We start from the raw sequence: 23,821 nt of genomic DNA, 5'->3' as shown, positions 1-23,821 counted from the left end.
ACAGGTATGCCCCCGGGTAGTTCTGCCCTGACCGACGGGGTGCATACCGGGCAACGTGTGCTGGGTCATATCCGCCACCGTGAAGCCGAGGTCCCGATGCTGCCGCACCCGACATCGCATCCCCAGATCGACAGCCAATCCAGGAACATCAGCTGGACAAACACCCTCGTCGAGGGTCGGGCGGCGTCCTACGGCGTCGCGGGCACGGGCGCGCCGGTGGTGTTCCTGCACGGGTTCGGGCTCACGCCGCGTTCGTACGAACGCGCGCTGCTGCGGATGGCGAGTCAGGGAGTGCGGGTGTACGCGCCTGCCCTTCCAGGATTCGGCGGCACGGCCGAACTCCCGGAACGGGAGCGGAACCTGGCCGGGTACGCGCGCTGGCTCGGCGGATTTCTCGACTCGATCTCCGTCGCCGGACCGGTGACGGTCATCGGACACTCGTTCGGAGGGGGGGTCGCGATCCAGTCCGCGCACGACCTCGGTCCCAGGGTGGCGCGGCTGGTGCTGGTCAATTCGGTTGGCGGGGCGGCATGGTCCCCCTCGGGCGGGGGCGTACGCCCGATCGGCGAGCGGCCGTTGTGGGATTGGTGCGCGGCGGCAACCGTTGACGCGCTGGCCATTCGCCCGTCCGCCGCGGGCATGCTGGCGATCACGGCCGACGCGGTGGGCAACCTGCTTCGCAATCCGCTGGCGATCTGGCGGCTCGCGCACCTGGCCAGGACGGCGGATCTGCGGGGTGAACTCGACGAGTTGGCCGAGCGCGGCCTGCCGGTGACGCTGCTCTGGGGCTGCGACGACACGTTCATCCCGCGCGCCAGCTTCGAATCCCTGTGCTCCGCGCTCCGCAATCCCACGGTCGTCACCGTCGCAGGCAGCCACGGCTGGCTGATCGACGACCCGCACGGATTCGGTACCGCGATGGCGACCGTGCTCGATGCGGGGCAGGGGAACGCGGAGCCGATGGCGCGGGCGGGGGCGAGGTCGTGACGGCCCCGGGCGGGACCCACCTGTGGCCAGGCTTGGCTGGCGGCGCCCTGATGATCCGGCGCTGTGAATGCTGCGCACTGCTGCTGGCGCCGGTCGCGGTGACCTGCTCGTCGTGCGGGAGCGGCCACCTGTCGCGGGTGCCGTCGTCCGGGGTCGGGTCGATGATCACGTGGAAAGTGGCCGAACGCGTGCGGGTCGGTTCGTACGACGACGCCATGCCGTGCATGCTGGCCGTCGTCGCGCTCGATGACGGACCCTGGATCTGCAGTTGGATCGAGGGCGAGGTCGCGATTCGGCCCGGCCGGTCGGTTCGGGTCCAATTCGATCACCTTGAGGCGGACGAGCGGTACCCGGTATTCCATGGATGTCAGCGGGTTCCCGCCGTGCAGGTCGCCTGAGACGGGCCCGCTGGGACCGGCGCCGGGGGTACCGTCGACGGCAGGGGACCGCGCGAGTTGAGAGTGACGTTCGATGGCGCCCGCTGTTCGGGGCAGGGTCGGGAACCTGCCCCTCGAGCTGACCAGTTTCGTCGGCCGTCGCCGCGAGGTGACAGAGACGAGGCGGCTTCTTTCTGTCTCGCGGCTGGTGACGCTGACCGGGATCGGCGGGGTCGGCAAGACCCGGCTCGCGCTGCGGGTGGCAGCGGATTCGAGTCGGGTATTCGAGGACGGGGTGTGGCTGGTCGAGCTGGGCGAGCTGCAGGAGGACGTCCTGCTGCCCGCCATGGTGGCCGCCGCGCTCGGGTTGCGGGAGCAGTCTGCCGATCACGGGCTGGACTCGTTGGCGGAGTATCTCGCCGATCGACGGTTGCTGCTGGTGCTGGACAACTGCGAGCACGTGCTCGACGCGGCCGCGGCGCTCGCCGACGCGCTGCTGCGGCGCTGCCCAGAACTGCGAATCCTGGCGACCAGCCGCGAACCGCTTGGCATCGGAGGCGAGGCCTCGCTCCGGGTGCCGCCGCTGTCGGTCCCGGATCAGGACCGGCGCTCGCCCCCGCGCGGGCTGCCCCGCTGTGACGCCGTGACGCTGTTCGCCGAACGAGCGTGCGCCGTGGTGCCCGACTTCGGGCTCACCGAGGACAACCAGGTCGCCGTGGCCGGGATCTGTCAACGGTTGGACGGACTGCCGCTACCCATCGAGTTGGCGGCCGTTCGCCTGCGGGCGATGTCCGCGGAGCAGATCCTCGACCGGCTGAACGATCGGTACCGCCTGCTGACCGGGGGGAGTCGTGGCGCGCCTTCGCGTCAGCAGACGCTGCGACTGTGCATCGACTGGAGCCACGAGCTGTGCACCGAGCGGGAGCGGATGCTGTGGGGGCGGATGTCGGTGTTCGCCGGTGGATTCGAGCTCGATGCGGCCGAGGGCATCTGCGCGGGCGACCTCACCCCGGACGACCTGCTGGACGTGGTCGCGGCGCTGGTCGACCGGTCGATCCTGATCCGGGAGGAAGCGGGCGCCGTGGTGCGGTATCGGCTGCTCGAGACGCTGCGCGAATACGGCCGCGAGAAGTTGCAGGAGTCCGGCGAGTACGCGTCGATGCGACGACGGCACCGGGATTGGTACAAGCAGCTCGCGTCGCGCGCGGAGGCCGAGTGGATCAGTTCGGGGCAGGTCGAGTGGATCGCGCGCCTGGGGCGGGAGCAGCCGAACCTGCGCGAAGCGATGGAGTTCTGTCTGACCGAGCCGGGCGAGGCGGAGGCCGGTCTGCGGATCGCCAACGCCCTCTACCTGTTCTGGCTTTCCCGCGGCCTGCTCGGGGAGGGCAGACACTGGCTCGACCTCGCACTCGACCGCCAGGCCGGACAGCCGACCGCAGAGCTGGTCAGAGCCCTGTACGCGGCCAGCATGCTGGCAGGCAACCAGGGCGACATCGCGGCGGGGGCGTCGCTGCTCGAGCGGGCCCGTGAGGTGGCGGAGGCCCTCGACGATGCGTCGCTGCGCGCCATCGTCACCCACGGAGTCGGGCAGCTCGCGATCTTCAGCGGCGACCTTCGCCTGGCCGTCGCCTGCTTCGAGGAAGTGCTCGACACGTTCCGTGCCGACAAGAACCCGCTGAGGCGGATCGCGACCCTGCTCGGACTCGCGCTGGCCTGCGGTCTGCTCGGCGATGCGCCGCGTGCCGTCGCCTGTCAGGAAGAGGCACTCGCGATCACCGAATCCCGAGGCGAATCCGCTTATCGGGCGTACTCGCTGTGCACCCTCGGGCTGGCGCTGTGGCAGAGCGATCCCCGGCGGGCGACGGGGCTGTTCGAGCAGGGCCTTCGGCTCAGCCGGGCCGTGGACGACCTGCTCGGTTCGGCCATCTGCGTCGAGGCGCTGGCCTGGATCGCCGCGAGTGATCGGCGCACCCGGCGCGCCGCGGTGCTGCTCGGGGCCGCCCAGTCGCTGTGGCGGGCCGTGGGGAGCCACGGGGTCGTGGTGCCAACCCTGCTCGGCTACCACGAGGAATCCGAGCGACAGGTCCGGACCGCGCTCGGCGAGCGGGCCTTCGACGCGGCCGTCGGTCAGGGCACGAGCCTGAGCTTCGACGACGGCGTCGCGTACGCGCTGGACGAGCAACCCCAGGCCGCCGAGCCGACCGCAGGCGCCGCCCCGAGCCTGACCAGGCGTGAGCGACAGGTCGCCGACCTGGTCGCGCAGGGGCTGACCAACAAGGCGATCGCCGAGCAGCTGGTGATCGCCGCGCGCACGGTCGAGGGCCACGTGGAGCACGTCCTCGCCAAGCTCGGGTTCACCTCCCGCGCGCAGATCGCCGCATGGGTCGTCGAGCGGACCCAAGTCGACGGTCAGCCGCCTTAACCGGGCGTGGGGTTCGGTACCCGACGAAAAACAGGTACCTACCCCGGTGGTTCCACCGTCGCCGGAAACCCGGACAAAAGGAACAGTGTGACTTGTCGCACTGGATCCGTTGAAACCGAGGTTCCCGATGTTCGAGCAGCAAACGCAGTACGCCGTTGCAGGCGCGGGTGAGGTCCGGGCCCGGCACCGGGCGCTGATGATCCTGCGCTGCGAGCAGTGCTCGACGCTGCTGGCGCCCGAGGCGGCGGCATGCACATCGTGCGGGCGCAACGAGCTCGAGCGGGTGCGGGCCACCGGCACGGGGACCGTCGTGTCCTGGACGGTGGTGGACTGCTCGTCCGCCGACCTCCCGCTCACACTGGTGCCCTGCACGCTCGCCATCGTCGAGCTCGACGAGGGCCCGTGGATCTACACGTGGATCGAGGGCGAGCTGTCGATGCAGCCGGGTCGGTCGTTGCGCGTGGAATTCCGGGAAGCGGAGTCGGGGGAGCGGTTCCCCCTGTTCGTCATCAGTCAGCGCTGATCCACCAACACCCGAGTCAGCTGAACGGCGGCCGGGAGTCGAACCGAAGCGAGGACGACCCCGACGCCCGCCACGCCCGCGCGGTCAGGTCGAGGTCGGCGTCCGTCACGAGATTGCCCATCACCCGGACCGCGATCGTCATCAACGCGCGCGAGCGCATCGCCAGCGGGCCTGCGGCGGGCAGCACCCGCGGCACGGTGAGCAGGCCCGCGAGCCGGCGCGCGATCGAGAACGCCTGCCCGTAGCGCTCCCGCAGCAGCGTCGGCCACAGCTCGGTGAGGTCGCCGGCCCCGAGCACCCCGGCCACCATCGAGCCGGTCTCCAGGCCGTAGTCGATGCCCTCGCCGTTGAGCGGATTCACGCAGGCCGCGGCGTCGCCGATGATCGCCCAGTTGACGCCCGCAACCCCGGACACCGCCCCGCCCATCGGCAGCAGCGCCGACGCGACAGCGCGCACCTGGCCGTCGAGACGCCACTCGTCGCGGCGCTGCTCCGCGTACAGCTCGATCAGCGGGCGCAGTGCGCCGGGTGCGGGCCGCTTCGCGGTGGCCAGGGTGCCGACCCCGAGATTGACCTCGCCGGTGCCGAGCGGGAACACCCAGCCGTAGCCGGACTGCAGGGTCCCCTCACGGTCCCGAAGTTCGAGGTGCGAGGTGATCCACGGGTCGGTGCTGCGGCCGGAGCGGATGTAGGCGCGCGCGGCCACCCCGTACGCGGTGTCGCGATGCCACTCGCGGCCGAGACGCTTGCCGAGGGTCGAGCGCACACCGTCGGCGACGATGAGGTGCTCGCACCGAACCGTGCGCGTCCCCTCCGCCGTCTGCAGCGTCACCGACCGCACCCGGTTACCGTCCCGGTCGGCGTCGACGGCCTTGGCGCCCTGCACCATCCGGGCGCCCGCATCGAGCGCGACCTGCCGGATCCGGTCGTCGAGTTCGGTTCTCGGGACGGCGCTGCCGGTGCTCGGCAGCGACCCGCCGGGCCACGGCAGCTGTAGCTCCTGCCCGAACCCGCTCAGCCGGAGACCGTGGTTGGTGGCGCGGGTGGCGAGCCAGTCGCCGAGGCCGAGATGCTCGAGTTCCGCCACGGCGCGCGGGGTGAGTCCGTCGCCGCACGTCTTGTCCCTCGGGAAGGTCGCGGAGTCGGCGAGCAGTACGTCGCGGCCGGCGCGCGCCGCCCACGCCGCCGCCGCGGAACCGGCGGGACCTGCACCGATCACCACCACCTCGGCGTGCGCGGGGACGTCGTCGGGCGCCACGGACGGGGCGGCGGAGGGATCGGAGTCGACAGGCGGGGGCACCACCCCAGTATCTTCTCAGGCCGGGGGCGACCGCTGTGGTCAGCCCGACGGGCCGCGAACCCGATAGGTTCACTACCGTGACAGTTATGGCATCGGTTGCTGGGCATCACGCGAGACGGGATGGGAACTGAGATCGTGAGCACGAGCGAAGCGATGGGCACGGTCGTTGCAGGCGTGGATCTGGGGGATCCGGCGCTGGCCGAGGTGGTGCGTGGGGGCCTCGCAGAGGTCGAGAGCCTGCTGGTGAGCGAGCTGTCGGACGGTGAGGACTTCCTCACCGAGGCGGCGCTGCACCTGGCGAAGGCGGGCGGCAAGCGGTTCCGGCCGCTGTTCACCCTGCTGACGGCGCAACTAGGCCCGAACCCGACAGATCCGGCCACGGTCACCGCGGCCACCGTCGTCGAGCTGGTGCACCTGGCCACGCTCTACCACGACGACGTGATGGACGAGGCGACGATGCGCCGCGGCGCCCCGAGCGCGAATTCGCGCTGGGGGAACTCCATCGCGATCCTGGCGGGTGACTACCTGTTCGCGCACGCGTCCCGGCTGGTGTCCACGCTCGGACCGGAGGCGGTGCGCATCATCGCCGAGACCTTCGCCGAGCTCGTGACCGGGCAGATGCGCGAGACGATCGGCGTCAAGGAGCAGCAGGATCCCGTCGAGCACTACCTGAAGGTGGTGTGGGAGAAGACCGGATCGCTGATCGCGGCGTGCGGGCGGTTCGGCGGAACCTTCTCCGGAGCGAGCGCCGAGGACGTGGTCCGCCTCGAGCGGCTCGGCGACGCGGTCGGCACCGCATTCCAGATCTCCGACGACATCATCGACATCTCCTCGGTGGCCTCGCAGTCCGGCAAGACGCCTGGCACCGACCTGCGCGAGGGCGTGCACACCCTGCCGGTGCTCTACGCGCTGCGCGAGGAGGGCCCCGACGCGGATCGCCTTCGGGTGCTGCTCGACGGTCCGGTCACCGACGACGACGCCGTCGCGGAGGCGCTGGCGCTGCTGGAGCGTTCCCCCGGCATGGCGGCGGCGAAGGCGAAGCTGGCGGAGTACGCGGATTCGGCGCACGCGCAGCTCGCGGAACTTCCGCAGGGACCGGCGAACGATGCGCTCGGGCGCCTGGTGGACTACACGATCGCGCGGGTCGGCTGACGGTGGCATCTGGCGTGGGAACGTCGCTCGGGGCTCTTTCGTTGATTAACTGAGTGTTCCGCGAGAGAGGGGCCGACGTGCACCGGTATTCCAACGGGTTGAAGACCTTTGCGTTGCTGGTGGGGATGTCCGCGCTGATCGTGTTCATCGGGGCGCTGTTCAACAACAAGAGCATCCTGATCTTCTCGATCGTCCTCGCGGTCGGGATGAACGGCTACGCGTACTTCAACAGCGACAAGTTGGCGCTCAAGGCCATGCACGCGCAGCCGGTGACCGAGGTCGAGGCACCGGTCATCTACAAGATCGTGCGCGAGCTGGCGACCACCGCGCACCAGCCGATGCCCAGGCTCTACATCAGCCCGACGACCGCGCCGAACGCCTTCGCGACCGGTCGCAACCCCCGTAATGCGGCGGTGTGCTGCACCAGCGGCATCCTGCAGATCCTCGACGAGCGGGAGCTGCGGGCCGTGCTAGGCCACGAGCTCTCGCACGTGTACAACCGCGACATCCTGATCTCGTCGGTCGCGGGTGCGATGGCGGCGGTGATCTCGGGTCTTGCCAACATGGCGATGTTTGCGTCGATGTTCGGCGGCCGGGGTGAAGGCAGGCCGAATCCGCTGGCGCTGCTGCTCGTCTCGTTGCTCGGCCCGATCGCGGCCTCCGTGGTGAAGATGGCGGTTTCGCGCTCGAGGGAGTACCAGGCCGACCAGTCCGGCGCCGAGCTCAGCGGTGACCCGCTGGCGCTGGCATCGGCGTTGCGCAAGCTGGAACGCGGCGTCGAGGCCGCCCCGTTGCCGCCGGAGCCGAAGATCGCCGCGCAGTCGCACATGATGATCGCGAACCCGTTCCGAGCCGGCGACAAGATGAGCCGGATGTTCGCCACGCATCCGCCGATGGCGGACCGCATCGATCGCCTGGAGAAGATGGCGGGCCGTCGGCTGCCGGAGTGAGCTGAATCCCGATCTCGTTGGGGCTCAGGGTCGTTCGTGGGTATTGACGCGGAGGGGCCGTACGGCCGTCGCGGCACGTGCGGCCCCTTCGCGAGGTTCTGTGATCAGCGATAGTTGACGAACTGCAGGGCGATGCCGAAGTCCTCGCCCTTGAGTAGCGAGATGATGGCCTGCAGGTCGTCGCGCTTCTTGCTGCTGACGCGGAGCTCGTCGCCCTGGATCTGCGCCTTGACGCCCTTCGGGCCCTCGTCGCGGATCTTCTTGGAGATCTTCTTGGCGTTCTCGGTGGTGATGCCCTGGACAAGGGTCCCGCTCAGCTTGTAGATCTTGCCCGACTGCGCGGGCTCGCCTGCGTCGAAGGCCTTGAGCGAGATGTCCCTGCGGATCAGCTTCTCCTTGAACACCTCGAGCGCGGCCAGCAGCCGCTCCTCGGTGTCCGCGGTCAGGGTGATCGCCTCCTCGCCGGACCAGTCGATGCTCGCCCCGGTGTTGCGGAAGTCGAAGCGCGTCGACAGCTCCTTGGCTGCCTGGTGCAGTGCGTTGTCCACTTCCTGTCGGTCAACCTTGCTCACCACATCGAAGGACGAATCCGCCACGGCAACTCCCTTGTTCATCGTGCGCGAGCCTGCGCTCACGCGTGAGAACCCCACGATAACCACACGGTTTGCGTTTACCCGCCTGGGTAGAGGTATTCTCTGTCCGCACCAGAGAAGGTCCGGATCGCTTCGGATCGGACCTGGATGTCACCCGGCAGATTGCCCGAGCGGCCAATGGGAGCGGACTGTAAATCCGTCGGCTTATGCCTACGTAGGTTCGAATCCTACATCTGCCACAACCGGGTCCCGGTGAGCGCGAGCTCGCCGGGACTCGTTGATTACATGGATGGAAAGAGCTCCTGACCTGCGGGTTTGGCACTCGGCCCCGCCGCTGTGTAATCTCTTGGAGGCTTCAGCGCATGAACGAAGTGCGCGGAAGCATGCCCCCTTAGCTCAGTCGGCAGAGCGTTTCCATGGTAAGGAAAAGGTCAACGGTTCGATTCCGTTAGGGGGCTCGCTGGATTGGGTGTCCATTGACTGGGCGCCGATGCACCGAGGCGGTGTAGCTCAGTTGGTAGAGCAAACGACTCATAATCGTTGTGTCGCCGGTTCAAGTCCGGCCATCGCTACACAAGTGGACACAAAGCACACTCCCTGATTGACCCCGATCAGATTTATCCGAAAGAAGGCATACCGTGGCCTCGACTGACGTTCGACCCAAGATCACCTTGGCCTGCGAGGTATGCAAGCACCGCAACTACATCACCAAGAAGAACCGGCGCAACGATCCCGATCGTCTCGAGATCAAGAAGTTCTGCCCGAACTGCGGAACGCATCAGGCGCACCGCGAGTCGCGCTAGTACTCTTCGAGTCGACGCGGAGATCGTAGGGGTCGGATCACGGCTTCCTGGCCTAAGCTGCGTCCCAAGCAGATAGGTTGCGTTTCGGTGAAACTGAGTTCTGATCTCGTTGGCCTGCACCACAGGTTCAGCGACTACTACGAGGTCGGTCGTGAGAAGGTGCGCGAGTATGCGCGCGCCGTCAAGAGCGACGACCCGGTCTACCGCGACGAGGCGGCCGCCAGGAAGATCGGCTACGACACGCTCGTGGCCCCGCTGACCTTCATCGCGGTCTTCGGCTTCCTCGCACAGGAAGAGTTCTTCAAGGCCCTGGACGTCGAGCTCGATCTCAGCCGCGTTCTGCACACCGACCAGCGTCTGGTCTTCCACCGTCCGATCAAGGTCGGCGACCGTCTGTACTGCGACGTGTACGTCGACTCGATTCGTGTGATGGGCGGCAGCGACATCGTCGTGACCCGCAACGAGATCACCGACCAGGACGGCCAGCTGGTCCAGACCACGTACACCACGTTGGTCGGCCGGCATGCAGAGGAAGGCGAGTGATGTCCGTACGCGATTTCACGGAGATCTCCGTCGGCCAGGAGCTGCCCGAAGAGACCGTTTCGTTGACCCGGTCCGATCTGGTCCAGTACGCAGGCGTTTCGGGCGACCCGAACCCCATTCACTGGGACGATGCGACGGCACAGAAGCTCGGCCTCCCCAGCGCGGTTGCGCACGGCATGCTCACCATGGGCATCGGTGCCGGCTACGTCACGTCGTGGCTCGGCGATCCCGGTGCGGTCACCGAGTACAGCGTCCGATTCACCAGCCCCGTCGTCGTACCCAACGACGGTAAGGGCGCCGACATCGTGCTCACCGGCAAGGTGAAGTCCGTCGACGAGGAGACCCGCTCCGCCGTGGTCGCCATCGTCGCCAAGGTGGACGACAAGAAGATCTTCGGTCGCGCCACCGCGACCGTCCGCTTCGGCTGAGCAACCGGCCGGATTGGGTTTGTTCGACTACCGTGAAGTACACTGAGATTTCTGGGATCACTCAGCGCTGCGCGCTGCCCTACGAGCCCGTTCGGGCCGCTGAGGGTGGCGCGCGTGTTGTGTGGTCACGGAGAGGTTGATCGGTTCGGATCATGAAGATCCGGACGCGTCGGTCAACCAGAGGGGCGTAGCTCAACTGGCAGAGCAGCGGTCTCCAAAACCGCAGGTTGCAGGTTCAAGTCCTGTCGCCCCTGCCCCGGATGTCAGCGACTGAGAGGAACGACGGTGAGCGAGGATCGCGGAAAGGCCGACAGCGCGGCGGGGTCTCCGGACGTCGACGCCACTTCGGCCGGCGCGAGTGATTCCGCTCCCGTCGCCTCTCGGCCGACTGGAAAGCGTCCGGGTCGTCGTACCAACGCCGCGCAGGCGTCGACCGAGTCGACTGCCGCGAAGGGCGCAGGCACTCCCGTGGCCACGAAGGCCAAGCCGGAGAAGCCGCGCAAGGAGAATCTCTTCAAGCGCCTGAGGAAGTTCCTGCGTGAGGTGATCGCGGAGCTCCGCAAGGTGATCTGGCCTAACCGCAAGCAGATGATCACCTACACCACCGTTGTCCTGGTGTTCGTGGCCTTCATGGTGGCGTTCATCAGTGGATTGGACCTGGCGTTCATCAAGGGCGTCAGTTGGCTGTTCGGCTGACGCCGGACACCGAACGCGATGAGAGGAAGCGAGTGCGCCAGTGAGCACCCCCGAGAACGACGCAATTGAGGCTGCAGCCGCGGAGCATGTTGCCGATGACGCGGTCGCCGCGGAGTCCGCTGACGCCGCAGTCCTCGGCGAGGGTGACGCTCCCGAGGCCGACGCTCCCGTCGAGGAGACCGCCACTCCCGCAGACGACACCGTCGCCGACGAGGCCATCGCCGCCGAGTCCGAGGAGCCGGTCGATCCCGTCGCCGAGATGAAGGCCGCGCTGCGGCGCGCCCCCGGCGACTGGTACGTGATCCACTCGTACGCCGGGTACGAGAACAAGGTGAAGACCAACCTCGAGACCCGCGTGCAGAACCTGGACGTCGGCGACTACATCTTCCAGGTCGAGGTCCCGACCGAAGAGGTCACCGAGATCAAGAACGGCCAGCGCAAGCAGGTCAATCGCAAGGTGCTGCCCGGCTACATCCTGGTCCGGATGGAGCTCAACGACGAGTCGTGGGGCGCGGTCCGCAACACCCCCGGTGTGACCGGATTCGTCGGCGCCACCTCGCGTCCGTCGCCGTTGACCATCAACGAGGTCGTCAAGTTCCTGATGCCGCAGGAGGGCGCGAAGAAGCCCGTCGCCGCTGCCGCCGGAACCGGCGACGCCGCAGCCTCCGTCGCGAAGCCGCTCATCGAGGTGGACTTCGAGGTCGGTGAGTCGGTCACCGTCATGGACGGCCCGTTCGCGACGCTGCCCGCCAGCATCAGCGAGGTCAACGCCGAGCAGCAGAAGCTCAAGGTCCTCGTGTCGATCTTCGGTCGCGAGACGCCGGTCGAGCTGTCCTTCACGCAGGTCGCGAAGATCTAGCCACAAACTTGCACTGCAGTAGCAAGACACACACAAGAAATTAGGAACGAAAGATGCCCCCCAAGAAGAAGAAGCTCGCCGGGCTCATCAAGCTTCAGATCCAGGCCGGTCAGGCTAACCCTGCACCGCCCGTGGGTCCCGCGCTTGGTCAGCACGGCGTGAACATCATGGAGTTCTGCAAGGCCTACAACGCGGCGACCGAGTCGCAGCGCGGCAATGTGATCCCCGTGGAGATCTCCGTCTACGAGGACCGGACCTTCGACTTCAAGTTGAAGACCCCGCCCGCCTCCCGCCTGCTGCTCAAGGCTGCCGGTGTGCAGAAGGGCTCCGGCGAGCCGCACAAGACCAAGGTCGCCACGGTGACCATGGACCAGGTGCGCGAGATCGCGAAGACCAAGCAGGAAGACCTCAACGCGAACGACATCGAGCAGGCCGCGAAGATCATCGCCGGCACCGCACGCTCGATGGGTATCACCGTCGAGGGCTAAGCAGCTTCGCTGCTTGTGCGCGCGTCTCACCCCGATAGGGGTACAACTCGCGCACAGTTCCAGATCGCGTGGGAGGGCCTGCCAGGCCCGAAACCACAACTGAACCGTTAGTAAGGACAGAACAAATGGCAAAGCGCAGCAAGGCGTATCTCGCCGCCGCCGAGAAGGTCGACCAGACCAAGCTCTACAGCCCACTGCAGGCTGCGAAGCTGGCCAAGGAGACCGCCTCCACGAAGATGGACGCGACCGTCGAGGTCGCCGTCCGTCTTGGCGTCGATCCCCGCAAGGCGGACCAGATGGTCCGCGGCACCGTCAACCTCCCGCACGGCACCGGTAAGACCGCCCGTGTGATCGTGTTCGCAGTCGGCGAGAAGGCCGCCGAGGCCGAGGCCGCAGGCGCCGACGCCGTCGGTGCGGAGGATCTGATCGAGCGCATCCAGGGCGGATGGCTGGACTTCGACGCCGCGATCGCCACCCCGGATCAGATGGCCAAGGTCGGCCGTATCGCCCGCGTCCTCGGACCGCGTGGCCTGATGCCGAACCCGAAGACGGGCACCGTCACCGCTGACGTGACCAAGGCCGTCAACGAGATCAAGGGCGGCAAGATCAACTTCCGCGTCGACAAGCAGGCCAACCTGCACTTCGTGATCGGCAAGGCGTCCTTCGACGACGCCAAGCTGGTGGAGAACTACGGCGCAGCGCTGGACGAGATCCTGCGTGCGAAGCCGTCCTCCGCCAAGGGCCGCTACGTCAAGAAGGTCACGGTTTCGACCACCACCGGTCCGGGCATCCCGGTGGACCCGAACCGCACCCGCAACCTCCTCGAGGATGCCGACGCGTAAGCAGTCTCAAGCAACGAAGAAGGCCGGTACGGATTTCCGTACCGGCCTTCTTCGTGTCTGGCTTCCCTACTCCTGCCGGTCGGCATCGTCTGTCCGCCAGGCGAGCAGGACGGCGTTCTCCTTGGACGGCGCCCACGGCAGGAATATCGCGACGATGACCGCGCAGACCACCACCGCGCCGGTCGCGACGAGGGAGGCGGTCTGGGAGCCCTGGAGAACCGCAGTCTTCATCGCCGTGATGAGGTTCTCGCGCTGCGGTTCGAGAATCGTGGGGATCTCCCGCTTGCGGATCTCGAGGACACTGAGCACGGTGGCCCGCGCGAAACCCTTCTCGTCCTCGTTCATGAGCATGTCGGGCACGCGGTCGATGATCGGCGAGATCTTCGTCGAGTAGTAGGAGGCCACGATGGACCCGAGGACTGCGACGCCGAGGGTCCCGCCGACCTCGCGGGTGGTGTCGTTGACCGCGGACCCGGCCCCGGCCTCATCGAGCGGGAGCGAGGACATGATCGATTCCGTTGCGGGTCCCTGGACGATCGCCAGGCCGAGAGCCATCGAGACCATCGACGGCAGCACGTCGGCCAGGTAGGTGCTGTCGACGTCGACGAGTCCACCGAGATAGAGCCCGACACCCGTCAGCAGCAGCCCGAAGACGATCACCGCGGTGGTGCCGATGCGCTGCGCGAGCAGCGTGGCGATGGGCGCGCCGACCGCCACACCCACCGCGAAGGGGAGCGAGGCGATCCCGAATTCCAGTGGTGTGTACTCGCGCACTCCCTGGAAGTACTGGGTGATCAGGAACAGGAAGCCGAACATCGAGAAGTATGCGATCGCGATCGCCAATGCGGGCAGTGAGAACCGGCGGATCCGGAACAGACGCATGTCGAGAATGGGGGAGTCCGTGCGCAGCTGCCACCAGACGAAGGCGCCGAGGAGTGCCGCTGCGACCGCGATGCCGCCGAGGGTGGCGAGGCTGACCCAGCCGAAGCGCGGGGCCTCGATGATCGACCAGACCAACAGCGTGATCCCCGCGATGGACAGCGCGATCCCGAGCGGGTCGAGGCGGCCGACGATGGCGGCCTTGGACTCCGGGACCAGGAGCAACGTCGCGATGATGGCGACCACCGCGACGGGGACGTTGATCCAGAACACCGAATGCCACGAGAAGTGCTCGAGCAGCCAGCCGCCCGACATCGGTCCGATGGCGATGGCGAACCCGGCCATCGCCGTCCATGCCGCGATCGCAAGCGCGCGTTCGCGGACGTCGGTGAAGATGTTGATGATCAGGGCGAGCGTGGCAGGGAAGACCGCGGCGGCGAACACGCCCATCGCGGCGCGCGCGGCGATGACCTCGCCGAGGGTCTCGGCGTTGGCGCCCGCCACGGACATCACCCCGACGCCGATGAGGCCGATGATCATGATTCGGCGCCTGCCGTACCGGTCGCCGAGGTTGCCGCAGGCCAACAGCAGGCCGGCGAAGGTGAGTGTGTAGGCGTCGACCACCCACTGGAGTCCGCTCACCCCCGTGTGGAGTTCGACGCCGATCGAGGGCAGGGCGACGTTGACGATGGTGTTGTCGAGAACCACCAGGAGTTCCGCCAGGCAGATCACGGCAAGCGCCGCGAATCGACCGGCGCGCGAGGAGATCAGCTCGACCCTGGACTCGGGTGGGTTGGTGTGTTCCAACGTGGTCATGGTTCGCCACGGTACAGCTATGTGTAACTACATATAACAGTCATTGCGTGAGTCCTCGGTCACCGAGGCGGCCAAATGTGATGGCCCCCACTGTCGCCCTGTCGGGGGCGCCCTCGTTTTGGATGGTCGCGATAGTTCCGGTACTCTCTCGGGAAGAGTTCGATCTATTTCGAGTTCACCCCAAGAAGTTCTACCCAAGACCGTTGGTCACCGATGTCGCGAGACATCGGTTGAAGGTTCGGGATATTGCCCGGCGGCCCACGCAGGAGGACGAGGCAGGGGAGTGGTGGGCCTTCGCGTGAGCTGGGTCCGGATCTCTTCGTGACGCCCCGTGTGCCTGCACCGGGGCGTTTTGCATTGTCACGGCCCGCGCCTGCACGTCAGGTGCGCCAACACGATGTCACGAGAGGAGGCGAAGTATGGCAAAGCCCGAAAAGATTTCCGCAGTCACGGAGATCACTGAGCAGTTCAAGGGTTCGACTGCCGCCGTGATCACTGAATACCGTGGTCTGTCGGTGACCAGTCTGACGCAGCTGCGACGCGCGCTCGGAGCAGGCGCAACCTACTCCGTCGCCAAGAACACCCTGGTCAAGCGCGCCGCCGCAGAGGCGGGCGTCGAGGGCCTTGACGACCTGTTCGTCGGACCGACCGCCATTGCGTTCATCAAGGGCGAGCCGGTTGACGCAGCGAAGGCCATCAAGGCCTTCGCGAAGGACAACAAGGCGCTCGTCATCAAGGGCGGCTACATGGACGGCAATGCGCTGTCCGTGGACGAGGTCAACAAGATCGCGGACCTCGAGTCCCGCGAGATCTTGCTGGCCAAGCTCGCCGGCGCGATGAAGGGCAACTTGGCAAAGGCCGCTGGCCTGTTCAATGCCCCGGCATCGCAGGTGGCCCGTCTGGCCGCCGCGCTGCAGGAAAAGAAGGCCGCGGAAGGCGGAGCCGTCGAGGCTCCCGTCGAGGTTGCTGCCGAAAGCTGATCCGCACCCGCGCATCACTGCTATAACCCCGCCCGGTCGCGGATCAGCGACATGGGACTTACAGGAAGGACCGCCACAATGGCGAAGCTCAGCACCGAAGAGTTGTTGGACCAGTTCAAGGAGCTCACCCTCCTCGAGCTCTCGGAGTTCGTGAAGGCGTTCGAGGAGACCTTCGAGGTCACCGCTGCCGCGCCGGTCGCCGTTGCCGCCGCCGGTGCCCCGGCCGCCGCCGCTGACGCCGCCGAGGAGCAGGACGAGTTCGACGTCGTCCTCGAGTCGGCCGGCGACAAGAAGATCCAGGTCATCAAGGTCGTCCGTGAGGTCGTCGCGGGCCTGGGCCTGAAGGAGGCCAAGGACCTCGTCGAGGGTGCGCCGAAGGCGATCCTCGAGAAGGTTGCGAAGGACGCGGCCGAGGCCGCCAAGGAGAAGCTGGTCGCCGCAGGCGCCACCATCTCCATCAAGTAAGACCGCCGCGTCACGACGCAGCGCTCACGCTCGAAAAGAGGGTTGTTCCCCGGAAGGGGAGCAGCCCTCTTTTTCGATTTCGGAACCAGGTCCAAACTGGACGCTCGATCAGTCGATCCTGGGCTTGTTTCCGCAGGTCAGCACGGCTAAATCTACCGCGCACGGGGTGGATTGCCATTGGTACTTACTCGTGAGTAGTATTCGCAGTCACAGGTACCACTTCGATGCGATAGAGTGACCCAACCCACATTGGGTCCGGGTGTCGAAAAGCGTGGAGGTTTTCGGTGGGAGTAGAGGTAGTCGTCGAGGGACTCACGAAGTCGTTCGGCTCGCAGAAGATCTGGCAGGACGTCACATTGACGCTCCCCCCAGGAGAGGTCACCGCCCTCCTCGGTCCGTCAGGTACCGGTAAGTCGGTGTTCCTCAAGTCGCTGATCGGGCTGCTCCGGCCGGAGCGCGGCTCGATCGTCATCGACGGGACCGACATCTTGGAGTGCTCCAGCAGGGAGCTCTACGAGATCCGGAAGATGTTCGGGGTGCTGTTCCAGGACGGTGCGTTGTTCGGGTCGATGAACCTGTTCGACAACGTCGCCTTCCCGCTGCGCGAGCACACCAAGAAGTCCGAGTCCGAGATCCGCAACATCGTGATGGGCAAGATGGAGCTCGTCGGACTCATCGGTGCCGAGAACAAGCTCCCCGGCGAGATCTCCGGCGGTATGCGCAAGCGCGCCGGGCTGGCAAGGGCGCTCGTGCTGGACCCGGAGATCATCCTGGTCGACGAGCCCGACTCGGGCCTGGATCCGGTTCGTACGACGTACATCAGCCAGCTGCTGATCGACATCAACTCGCAGATCGATGCGACCATCCTCATCGTTTCGCACAACATCAACCTCGCGCGCACCGTGCCCGACAACATCGGCATGCTGTTCCGCAAGGAACTCGTCATGTTCGGCCCCCGCGAGGTGCTGCTCACCAGCGACGAGCCGGTGGTCAAGCAGTTCCTCAACGGCAGCATGCTCGGCCCGATCGGCATGTCGGAGGAAAAGGACGAGGCGCAGATGGCGCAGGAGCAGGCGATGGTCGATGCCGGCCACCACCACGGCGGCGTCGACGACGTCGAGGGCATCGTCCCGCAGATGCGGGCCACACCCGGCATGCCCTTCCGGCAGGCCGTCGCCCGTCGCCAGGAGCGGGTCCGTCAGATCATGCACACGTTGCCGCACAACGCCCAGATCGCGATCCAGGAGAGCCTTGACACCGAAGACACCACTGCGGTGATGCCCGCATATGACGACTCCGGCCTGGAGACGTCCACCTGGGGACGCGGGTAACACGCGCAAATGGGGGGTACCAAGAGCACACTGCTGGGTCCGCTGACGGCCGCGTTGACACAGGCCGGGTTGATATTTCAGCTTTTCGTTGATGTCGTCCGGAATACGTTCAGGAAGCCGTTCCAGTTCCGGGAGTTCATCGAACAGGCCTGGTTCATCGCGAGCGTGACGATTCTGCCGACCGCGCTCGTCGCGATTCCGTTCGGCGCGGTCGTATCACTGCAGACCGGATCGCTGATCAAGCAGCTCGGCGCCGAATCCTTCACGGGCGCGGCCAGTGTGCTGGCGGTGATCCAGCAGGGCAGTCCGATCGTGACAGCGCTGCTGATCGCGGGTGCGGCCGGTTCGGCCGTCACCGCCGATCTCGGTTCGCGGACCATCCGCGAGGAGATCGACGCGATGGAAGTGCTCGGTATCAACCCGGTCCAGCGTCTCGTGGTTCCCCGTGTGCTCGCGATGATCCTGGTCGCTGTGCTGCTCAACGGCCTCGTGTCGGTGGTCGGAATCGCGGGTGGGTACTTCTTCAACGTGATCCTTCAGGGCGGCACCCCCGGCGCCTACCTCTCTTCGTTCTCCGCGCTCGCCCAGTTGCCGGACCTCTACATCGCCGAGGCGAAGGCGGCCGTCTTCGGCGTCATCGCGGGCGTGGTCGCGGCGTACAAGGGACTGCACCCCAATCCGGGTCCGAAGGGTGTTGGCGAGGCCGTGAACCAGACGGTCGTCATCACCTTCTTGCTGCTGTTCTTCGCCAATCTGATCCTGACGATGGTGTACCTGCAAGTCGTTCCGGCCAAGGGGGCCTAACCCATGACGATCGCCAAGGGTCGCGGCGACCGGACGCTGATGCGTGCGCGCAAGGTCACTCGCGCGCCGCTGAACGTTCTGGATCGCGCGGGCGACCAGATGTCCTTCTATGCCAGGGCAATCGGCTGGATCCCGCGGACGCTGACGCATTACGGCAGGGAGGTGCTGCGGCTACTCGCCGAGGTCACCTTCGGCAGCGGTGCGCTGGCCGTCATCGGCGGCACCATCGGTGTCATCGTGATGATGTCCGGATTCACCGGCGTCGTCGTGGGTCTGCAGGGGTACGCGGCACTCGAACAGCTCGGCAGTTCGGTGCTGACCGGCTTCCTGTCCGCGTACGTCAACACCCGTGAGATCGCCCCGCTGGTTGCCGCCCTTGCGCTTTCGGCCACGGTGGGCTGTGGCTTCACCGCCCAGCTCGGTGCCATGCGCATCTCGGAGGAGATCGACGCCCTCGAGGTCATGGCGGTGCCGAGTGTGCCCTTCCTGGTCACCACCCGGATGATCGCCGGTTTCGTCGCGGTCGTCCCGCTCTACATCGTCGGTCTGCTCGCGGCCTATCTGGCGTCGAGACTGATCAACACCGTCTTCAACGGACAGTCGAGTGGGTCCTACGACCACTACTTCAACCTGTTCCTACCGCCCGCTGACGTCTTGTGGTCATTCGGCAAGGTGCTGATCTTCGCGTTCGTGCTGATCATGATCCACTGCTACTACGGCTACCACGCCTCCGGCGGACCTGCGGGCGTCGGCGTGGCCGTCGGCCGGGCGGTGCGGACCGCGATCGTGACGATCGCGGTGCTGGACTTCTTCCTCAGCCTTGCGATCTGGGGCACCACGACCACAGTGAGGGTGGCCGGATGACCAACGGTGGTTCGGTGCTGCGCCGACGCATTCTCGGCCTCGCGTTCTTTCTCGTACTCGCGCTCTTCCTGGCGTTCACGATCGGCATGTACAACAAGGCGTTCAAGGAGGTCGTGAAGGTCAACCTCGTGACCGACACGGTCGGGAACTCGTTGCCCAACCACGCTGACGTCAAGGTCCGCGGGCTGATCGTGGGTGAGGTCCGGTCCGCATCGACCGAGGACGGCAAGGTCACCTCGGTGCTCGCGATCGACCCGGACAAGGCGGAGCTGATCCCGTCCAACACCACGGCGCGGCTGCTGCCGAAGACCCTGTTCGGTGAGCGGTACGTCTCGCTGATCGTGCCTCCTGGCGACACCGCGGCCCCGATCTCGCAGGGCGACACGCTCATGCAGGACAAGAGCGGCAACGCCATCGAGGTCGGCGAGTTGCTCGACGGGCTGCTGCCGCTGCTGCAGGCCGTCCCGCCGCAGGACCTGGCGAACACTCTCGGCGCGCTGTCACAGGCGCTGACCGGGCGCGGCAACGAGATCGGGTTGAGCATCGAGCGCTTGGAGACCATCTTCGCCGGGGTCAACACCGAGCTGCCGAACCTTCGGGAGGGCCTGCGCGGCCTCGCGGATTTCTCGCAGACCTATGCGGACGCGGCGCCGGAGCTGATCAACGCGTTCGACAACCTGCGGACCACCGGCGCGACCGTGGTCCAACAGCAGAACCAGATCCGGGCACTGATGTCCTCGCTCACCGCGACGGGCGGCAGCACCGCGGACTTCCTGGAGACCAACAAGGATTCGCTGATCTCCATCGCGGCGGACTCCCGGGAGGCGCTCGAGGTGCTGGCCGCGGCCTCGCCGACCTTCGGCTGCACGTTCGCCAACTTCGTTCCGATCGTGAAGAGCGCCAGCGCGATTCTGGGACTGAACGATGACCTGAGTCTCAAGGACCATCCCGGCGCCCGCGCCGCGACGGTGTTCGTCAACCCCAAGGGCCGGTATCTGCCGAACCAGGACGAGCCCAGGCTCTTCGACGTCCGGGGGGCAAAGTGCTACCAGCCTGCGGAACCCGGCTACAAGTTCGGTCAGTACCCGGGTGGTTCCTACAACGACGGCGCCTACCAGGTGCCCTCGCGTAATCCCGGACCGGCCTACGTGCCGTCGCCTGCCGCGCCGCAGTACTCGGTGATCCCGAATCCCGCGGGTGGGCAGAACACGCCGGCCGACTACACCGGATCGACACTCGAGCAGGACACATTGGCAGTCATCTACGGGGAGGGCACCGGCACCCTGCCGGAGGCCGTGCCGGGTTGGGCGACATTGCTGGGCGCACCGGCATTGAGGGGAACGGAGGTGAGCGTCCGATGAGAGGTCTCGCGGCTCCCCTGATCAAGCTCATCATCTTCGCCGTCGTCACCGTGATGGCGACCGCGACGCTGGCCCTGACCATCGGGAACACCGGCGGCGGTGGCGGCACCAAGTTCAACGCGATCTTCACCGACGTCGCCTCGCTGAACAAGGGCGACGAGGTCCGCATCGCGGGCGTCCGCGTCGGGCAGGTCGACAAGATCGCGATCGTGAACGACCGCGAGGCGCAGGTCCAGTTCTCGCTGACCGACCGGGACTGGCTCCCCGCCAGCTCGACGGCCACGATCCGCTACCGAAACCTGGTGGGGCAGCGCTACATCGCGCTCGAACAGGGCGAGGGCGCGCAGGGCATGAAGCTGTCCGGTGGGGAGACCATCCCGCTCGAGCGGACCAGTCCCGCGGTCAACCTGACGACCCTGTTCAACGGGTTCCGTCCGTTGTTCCAGACGCTCAGCGCCGACGACGTGAACAAGCTGTCGTTCCAGATCATCCAGGTGTTCCAGGGCGAGGGCGGCACGATCTCGGAGCTGGTGCGCAACACGGCCAGCCTGACGAACACCATCGCGGACAAGGATCGAGTGATCGGCGACGTGATCAACAATCTCAACGGGGTTCTCGACACCGTCAACAGCCACGACGACGAATTGAGCTCGCTCATCGTCAACACCCAGCAGCTCGTCACGGGGCTGGCGAACGACCGCGGCGTGGTCGGCAGCGCGGTGACCTCGCTTGCCGGGCTGACCGACGCGACGGCCGACGTGCTCGAACCGACGAGGCCGTCGATCCAGGGCTCGGTGTCGGCGCTGAACACGCTGGCCGGGACGCTCAACGCGCAGAGCGACAAGTTGGACAAGATCTTCACCACCCTGCCGGTGAAGCTGGAGAAGCTGAGCCGGATCGCCAGCTACGGCTCGTGGTTCCAGTTCTACCTGTGCGGTATCGATGTGGTCGCGGGTCCCGGTGACTCGCCGTACCTCAACCTGCCGACCGGACTGCCGACCGTCAACCAGCCGATCTACACCAATTCCGCACCGCGGTGCTCGGCGAACGGGGCCGGCCAGTGAGGCAACGTCGTAGCCCAGCCGCCATCGGCGCGCTAGGCATCGTGGTCGCGCTGCTGGCCACGCTCTCCGCCTTCTTCCTCGACGACCTGCCGCTGATCGGTGCGGGCGCCACCTACCGGGCGCAATTCACCGAGGCGGCCGGGCTCAAGCCGAGCAACGAGGTTCGCATCGCGGGCGTCAAGGTCGGCAAGGTGACCGCCGTCGAGCTCGACGGCGACAAGGTCGAGGTGGCCTTCAAGGTCAAGGACGCCTGGGTGGGCGACCAGACCACGGCGTCGATCCAGATCAAGACGATCCTCGGGCAGAAGTACCTGGCGCTCGACCCCCGTGGGTCCGAGAACCTCGACGCGAGCGACACCATCCCGTTGGAGCGCACCACGTCCCCGTACGACGTGCTCGACGCGTTCGGGGACGCGACCACCACGCTCGACGCGATCGATGTGCCGCAGCTGGCGCAGAGCATGGAGACGCTGTCCGAGGCGTTCTCGGGTACCCCCGCGGACATCCGGGCCTCGCTCGACGGGGTGACCCGGCTGTCGAAGACCATCGGCAGCCGTGACGAGGAGCTGCGCAAACTCCTCGACGCGACCGCGGGCACCTCGAAGGTGCTGGCCGATCGCAATGCCGAGTTCACCCAGCTGATCGGCAGCGCGGGGCTGCTGCTCGGCGAGCTGAACAGTCGTCAGCAGTCGATCTCGCAGCTGCTCAGCGGCACGCAGCGGCTCTCGCAGCAGCTGACCGGTCTGGTCAGGGAGAACGAGGCGCAGATCGGTCCCGCGCTCGAGCAGCTCCGCGGCGTCGTGCAGATCCTGCAGGACAACAACGACAACCTGAACCGGGCGATCAAGCTGTATGCGCCGTTCACGCGGCTGTACTCGAACATCGTCGGCAACGGTCGTTGGTTCGACCAGGTGGTCGTGAACCTGACGCCGCCCGCACTCCCGCTCATCCCGGGTTACCGCGATCCCGTTCGAACCATTGGGGGTAACTGATGACCGGCGTGAGCCCTGGAAGGCTGCAGAAGTTCAGCGGGCGGCAGATCACGGCCACCGCGCTGTTCCTGGTGGCACTGCTGGTGCTGGGGTTCGGCGGCTGGTGGCTGCTCACCCGCGCGGGGACGACCAAGATCACCGCGTACTTCGACAAGTCGGTCGGCATCTACGACGGCTCGGACGTCCGGGTGCTCGGAGTGAAGGTCGGCTCGGTGAACCAGGTGGAGCCGCTGGGTGATCAGGTTCGGGTGACCATGCGTGTGGACCGGGGCGTGCAGATCCCGGAGGGCGCGAAGGCCGCGCAGATCACGCCGTCGGTCGTGTCCGACCGCTACATCCAGCTCGCCCCGGCCTACTCGGGCGGCGAGGTGATGGCCTCCGGGGCCACCATTCCGCGCGAGCGGACCGCGACGCCGGTCGAGGTGGATCAGCTCTACGCGAGCATCGACGAGCTGTCGAGGGCGCTCGGGCCGGAGGGCGCGAACCGGGACGGTGCGCTGTCCGAGTTCGTCGATACCGCCGCCAAGAATCTCGACGGCAACGGTGAGGCGCTCGGCGCGACCATCACCGAGCTGTCCAAGGCGGCGGAGACGCTGAACCTCAACCGGGGCGACCTCTTCGAGACCATCCGGAACCTGCAGACCTTCGTCAGCGCGCTGGCAGCCAACGACGAGCAGGTGCGCCAGTTCAACTCGCAGCTGTCCGATCTCACCGGCTTCCTTGCCGGGGAACGGCAGAATCTCGGCACCGCGCTGAACCAACTGTCCTTCGCGCTCGGCGACGTGGCGGTGTTCGTTCGCGACAACAAGGACATCGTCACCAGCAACGCGGACGGGCTGGTCCAGGTGACGCAGACGCTCGCCGACAACCGGCAGGACCTGGTCGACGCGCTGACCTACCTGCCGCTGGCGATCAGCAACGTCGTCAACTCCTATGACGCAGAATCCGGAACGCTGGCCTCGCGGGTGAACCTGCCCGAGACGCAGGACCCGTTCGGCACCCTGTGCAAGCTGATGGACCTCGGCAAGCTGATGCCGGGCGACCCGAAGTTCGACGCGCTGGGCCGTCAGATGGCGCCGCTGATCCAGAACTGCAAGACGATCATGGATCAGGTGACCGCGGGCGTGAAGACGCCGACGCTGAACCTGCCGTTCGGAATCCTCAGCGGCGACAACCTGCAGCGGCCGTCGGCGCCGGGCACGGTTCCTGGAAACATCTCGCCGAGGCTCGGTAACTCGCAGGCCCCTGGTCTGAGCGACCAGAACATTCCGCGGGGTGGGCAGTGAAACGAGGGTGGGAATT

At 66.8% G+C, this 23,821-nt stretch carries 25 protein-coding genes and 4 tRNA genes; 26 read left to right on the top strand and 3 right to left on the bottom strand.

The window, feature by feature from the left end:
- Positions 1 to 57: 57 nt before the first annotated feature.
- From ACFXMV_RS10115 to ACFXMV_RS10100, 4 genes are all read left to right on the top strand, one after another.
- Positions 58 to 987 (top strand): alpha/beta fold hydrolase, encoded by a 930-nt coding sequence (locus tag ACFXMV_RS10115; RefSeq protein ID WP_378500282.1) that lies wholly within the window; start codon positions 58 to 60, stop codon positions 985 to 987.
- Positions 984 to 1,385, top strand: a complete 402-nt coding sequence (locus tag ACFXMV_RS10110) for a Zn-ribbon domain-containing OB-fold protein (RefSeq protein ID WP_378500283.1) — start codon at positions 984 to 986, stop codon at positions 1,383 to 1,385. The genes ACFXMV_RS10115 and ACFXMV_RS10110 overlap by 4 nt, the downstream gene beginning before the upstream one ends.
- 73 nt (positions 1,386 to 1,458) lie before the next feature.
- Positions 1,459 to 3,786 carry an ATP-binding protein gene (locus tag ACFXMV_RS10105; RefSeq protein WP_378502940.1) on the top strand — a complete coding sequence of 776 codons (2,328 nt, stop codon included), beginning with the start codon at positions 1,459 to 1,461 and terminating at the stop codon, positions 3,784 to 3,786.
- A gap of 127 nt (positions 3,787 to 3,913) precedes the next feature.
- Positions 3,914 to 4,309 (top strand): Zn-ribbon domain-containing OB-fold protein, encoded by a 396-nt coding sequence (locus ACFXMV_RS10100; RefSeq protein ID WP_378500285.1) that lies wholly within the window; start codon positions 3,914 to 3,916, stop codon positions 4,307 to 4,309.
- Between the two features lie 16 nt (positions 4,310 to 4,325).
- On the opposite strand, the gene ACFXMV_RS10095 is transcribed toward ACFXMV_RS10100, so the two are convergent.
- Complete coding sequence (locus ACFXMV_RS10095) at positions 4,326 to 5,567, bottom strand: geranylgeranyl reductase family protein (protein WP_378502962.1); 1,242 nt, start codon at positions 5,565 to 5,567, stop codon at positions 4,326 to 4,328.
- A 162-nt stretch (positions 5,568 to 5,729) separates the two neighbouring features.
- Here ACFXMV_RS10095 and ACFXMV_RS10090 point away from each other — a divergent pair, with 162 nt between their 5' ends.
- Together ACFXMV_RS10090 and htpX are read left to right on the top strand one after the other, a co-directional pair.
- A complete protein-coding gene (locus ACFXMV_RS10090; RefSeq protein WP_378501928.1) occupies positions 5,730 to 6,761 on the top strand; it encodes a polyprenyl synthetase family protein in 1,032 nt (343 codons plus the stop codon).
- 77 nt (positions 6,762 to 6,838) lie between these two features.
- On the top strand, positions 6,839 to 7,711 hold the full coding sequence (gene htpX / locus ACFXMV_RS10085; protein WP_378501927.1) for a zinc metalloprotease HtpX: 873 nt from the start codon (positions 6,839 to 6,841) through the stop codon (positions 7,709 to 7,711).
- Positions 7,712 to 7,815: 104 nt separating this feature from the next.
- Here htpX and ACFXMV_RS10080 read toward each other — a convergent pair whose 3' ends face one another.
- On the bottom strand, positions 7,816 to 8,307 hold the full coding sequence (locus tag ACFXMV_RS10080; protein WP_027500670.1) for a YajQ family cyclic di-GMP-binding protein: 492 nt from the start codon (positions 8,305 to 8,307) through the stop codon (positions 7,816 to 7,818).
- Positions 8,308 to 8,460: 153 nt separating this feature from the next.
- Here ACFXMV_RS10080 and ACFXMV_RS10075 point away from each other — a divergent pair.
- From ACFXMV_RS10075 to rplA, 11 genes are all read left to right on the top strand, one after another.
- A tRNA-Tyr gene (locus ACFXMV_RS10075) sits at positions 8,461 to 8,543 on the top strand.
- Between the two features lie 146 nt (positions 8,544 to 8,689).
- A tRNA-Thr gene (locus ACFXMV_RS10070) sits at positions 8,690 to 8,762 on the top strand.
- Between the two features lie 41 nt (positions 8,763 to 8,803).
- Positions 8,804 to 8,876, top strand: a tRNA-Met gene (locus tag ACFXMV_RS10065).
- Positions 8,877 to 8,942: 66 nt separating this feature from the next.
- Positions 8,943 to 9,107, top strand: coding sequence for a 50S ribosomal protein L33 (gene rpmG, locus ACFXMV_RS10060; RefSeq protein WP_027500669.1), 165 nt, complete (start codon positions 8,943 to 8,945; stop codon positions 9,105 to 9,107).
- Between the two features lie 87 nt (positions 9,108 to 9,194).
- Positions 9,195 to 9,650, top strand: a complete 456-nt coding sequence (gene hadA / locus ACFXMV_RS10055) for a (3R)-hydroxyacyl-ACP dehydratase subunit HadA (protein WP_378501613.1) — start codon at positions 9,195 to 9,197, stop codon at positions 9,648 to 9,650.
- Complete coding sequence (gene hadB, locus ACFXMV_RS10050; protein WP_378501614.1) at positions 9,650 to 10,078, top strand: (3R)-hydroxyacyl-ACP dehydratase subunit HadB; 429 nt, start codon at positions 9,650 to 9,652, stop codon at positions 10,076 to 10,078. Before hadA ends, hadB begins: the two co-directional genes overlap by 1 nt.
- Positions 10,079 to 10,259: 181 nt before the next feature.
- A tRNA-Trp gene (locus ACFXMV_RS10045) sits at positions 10,260 to 10,332 on the top strand.
- 31 nt (positions 10,333 to 10,363) lie between these two features.
- Positions 10,364 to 10,774 carry a preprotein translocase subunit SecE gene (secE, locus tag ACFXMV_RS10040; protein WP_378502939.1) on the top strand — a complete coding sequence of 137 codons (411 nt, stop codon included), beginning with the start codon at positions 10,364 to 10,366 and terminating at the stop codon, positions 10,772 to 10,774.
- 40 nt (positions 10,775 to 10,814) lie between these two features.
- Positions 10,815 to 11,633 carry a transcription termination/antitermination protein NusG gene (gene nusG, locus ACFXMV_RS10035; protein ID WP_378501616.1) on the top strand — a complete coding sequence of 273 codons (819 nt, stop codon included), beginning with the start codon at positions 10,815 to 10,817 and terminating at the stop codon, positions 11,631 to 11,633.
- Positions 11,634 to 11,686: 53 nt separating this feature from the next.
- Entirely contained in the window at positions 11,687 to 12,121 is a 435-nt protein-coding gene (rplK, locus tag ACFXMV_RS10030) for a 50S ribosomal protein L11 (RefSeq protein ID WP_027500664.1), read from the top strand.
- 125 nt (positions 12,122 to 12,246) lie between these two features.
- On the top strand, positions 12,247 to 12,963 hold the full coding sequence (gene rplA / locus ACFXMV_RS10025; protein WP_378502375.1) for a 50S ribosomal protein L1: 717 nt from the start codon (positions 12,247 to 12,249) through the stop codon (positions 12,961 to 12,963).
- A gap of 66 nt (positions 12,964 to 13,029) precedes the next feature.
- On the opposite strand, the gene ACFXMV_RS10020 is transcribed toward rplA, so the two are convergent.
- Positions 13,030 to 14,658, bottom strand: a complete 1,629-nt coding sequence (locus ACFXMV_RS10020; protein ID WP_378502938.1) for an MFS transporter — start codon at positions 14,656 to 14,658, stop codon at positions 13,030 to 13,032.
- A gap of 419 nt (positions 14,659 to 15,077) precedes the next feature.
- On the opposite strand from ACFXMV_RS10020, the gene rplJ reads away from it, so the two are divergent.
- The 9 genes from rplJ (at position 15,078) to ACFXMV_RS09975 (ending at position 23,805) form a co-directional block, all read left to right on the top strand.
- Positions 15,078 to 15,638, top strand: a complete 561-nt coding sequence (rplJ, locus tag ACFXMV_RS10015; RefSeq protein WP_378502518.1) for a 50S ribosomal protein L10 — start codon at positions 15,078 to 15,080, stop codon at positions 15,636 to 15,638.
- 78 nt (positions 15,639 to 15,716) lie between these two features.
- Positions 15,717 to 16,103 (top strand): 50S ribosomal protein L7/L12, encoded by a 387-nt coding sequence (gene rplL, locus ACFXMV_RS10010; protein WP_378502937.1) that lies wholly within the window; start codon positions 15,717 to 15,719, stop codon positions 16,101 to 16,103.
- A 284-nt stretch (positions 16,104 to 16,387) separates the two neighbouring features.
- Positions 16,388 to 17,434: an ABC transporter ATP-binding protein gene (locus ACFXMV_RS10005; RefSeq protein ID WP_378502936.1), complete on the top strand. Its 1,047-nt coding sequence runs from the start codon at positions 16,388 to 16,390 to the stop codon at positions 17,432 to 17,434.
- 9 nt (positions 17,435 to 17,443) lie between these two features.
- Positions 17,444 to 18,238 (top strand): MlaE family ABC transporter permease, encoded by a 795-nt coding sequence (locus tag ACFXMV_RS10000; protein WP_378502192.1) that lies wholly within the window; start codon positions 17,444 to 17,446, stop codon positions 18,236 to 18,238.
- A 3-nt stretch (positions 18,239 to 18,241) separates the two neighbouring features.
- Positions 18,242 to 19,102, top strand: a complete 861-nt coding sequence (locus ACFXMV_RS09995; protein ID WP_378502935.1) for an MlaE family ABC transporter permease — start codon at positions 18,242 to 18,244, stop codon at positions 19,100 to 19,102.
- The gene (locus ACFXMV_RS09990) at positions 19,099 to 20,463 is read left to right on the top strand and encodes an MCE family protein (protein WP_378502934.1); all 1,365 of its coding nucleotides are present in this window, start codon (positions 19,099 to 19,101) and stop codon (positions 20,461 to 20,463) included. The genes ACFXMV_RS09995 and ACFXMV_RS09990 overlap by 4 nt, the downstream gene beginning before the upstream one ends.
- On the top strand, positions 20,460 to 21,527 hold the full coding sequence (locus ACFXMV_RS09985; RefSeq protein WP_378502466.1) for an MCE family protein: 1,068 nt from the start codon (positions 20,460 to 20,462) through the stop codon (positions 21,525 to 21,527). The genes ACFXMV_RS09990 and ACFXMV_RS09985 overlap by 4 nt, the downstream gene beginning before the upstream one ends.
- Positions 21,524 to 22,519, top strand: coding sequence for an MCE family protein (locus tag ACFXMV_RS09980; protein WP_378502933.1), 996 nt, complete (start codon positions 21,524 to 21,526; stop codon positions 22,517 to 22,519). Before ACFXMV_RS09985 ends, ACFXMV_RS09980 begins: the two co-directional genes overlap by 4 nt.
- The gene (locus ACFXMV_RS09975; protein WP_378501267.1) at positions 22,519 to 23,805 is read left to right on the top strand and encodes an MCE family protein; all 1,287 of its coding nucleotides are present in this window, start codon (positions 22,519 to 22,521) and stop codon (positions 23,803 to 23,805) included. Before ACFXMV_RS09980 ends, ACFXMV_RS09975 begins: the two co-directional genes overlap by 1 nt.
- Positions 23,806 to 23,821 lie beyond the last annotated feature (16 nt).

Source organism: Rhodococcus sp. NPDC059179 (assembly GCF_042754885.1).
Classification (GTDB): Bacteria; Actinomycetota; Actinomycetes; order Mycobacteriales; family Mycobacteriaceae; genus Rhodococcus_G.
Note: the sequence above shows the minus strand (reverse complement) of the source record. Positions and strands in the feature narration are given on the sequence as shown.

Excerpts from the sequence above, each read along its gene's own strand:
- ACFXMV_RS10105 (WP_378502940.1), top strand. The coding sequence starts at position 1,459 with ATGGCGCCCGCTGTTCGGGGCAGGGTCGGGAACCTGCCCCTCGAGCTG.
- ACFXMV_RS10100 (WP_378500285.1), top strand. The coding sequence starts at position 3,914 with ATGTTCGAGCAGCAAACGCAGTACGCCGTTGCAGGCGCGGGTGAGGTC.
- ACFXMV_RS10090 (WP_378501928.1), top strand. The coding sequence starts at position 5,730 with ATGGGAACTGAGATCGTGAGCACGAGCGAAGCGATGGGCACGGTCGTT.
- hadB (WP_378501614.1), top strand. The coding sequence starts at position 9,650 with ATGTCCGTACGCGATTTCACGGAGATCTCCGTCGGCCAGGAGCTGCCC.
- rplK (WP_027500664.1), top strand. The coding sequence starts at position 11,687 with ATGCCCCCCAAGAAGAAGAAGCTCGCCGGGCTCATCAAGCTTCAGATC.
- rplA (WP_378502375.1), top strand. The coding sequence starts at position 12,247 with ATGGCAAAGCGCAGCAAGGCGTATCTCGCCGCCGCCGAGAAGGTCGAC.
- ACFXMV_RS10020 (WP_378502938.1), bottom strand. The coding sequence starts at position 14,658 with ATGACCACGTTGGAACACACCAACCCACCCGAGTCCAGGGTCGAGCTG.
- rplJ (WP_378502518.1), top strand. The coding sequence starts at position 15,078 with ATGGCAAAGCCCGAAAAGATTTCCGCAGTCACGGAGATCACTGAGCAG.
- rplL (WP_378502937.1), top strand. The coding sequence starts at position 15,717 with ATGGCGAAGCTCAGCACCGAAGAGTTGTTGGACCAGTTCAAGGAGCTC.
- ACFXMV_RS10000 (WP_378502192.1), top strand. The coding sequence starts at position 17,444 with ATGGGGGGTACCAAGAGCACACTGCTGGGTCCGCTGACGGCCGCGTTG.
- ACFXMV_RS09995 (WP_378502935.1), top strand. The coding sequence starts at position 18,242 with ATGACGATCGCCAAGGGTCGCGGCGACCGGACGCTGATGCGTGCGCGC.
- ACFXMV_RS09990 (WP_378502934.1), top strand. The coding sequence starts at position 19,099 with ATGACCAACGGTGGTTCGGTGCTGCGCCGACGCATTCTCGGCCTCGCG.
- ACFXMV_RS09985 (WP_378502466.1), top strand. The coding sequence starts at position 20,460 with ATGAGAGGTCTCGCGGCTCCCCTGATCAAGCTCATCATCTTCGCCGTC.
- ACFXMV_RS09975 (WP_378501267.1), top strand. The coding sequence starts at position 22,519 with ATGACCGGCGTGAGCCCTGGAAGGCTGCAGAAGTTCAGCGGGCGGCAG.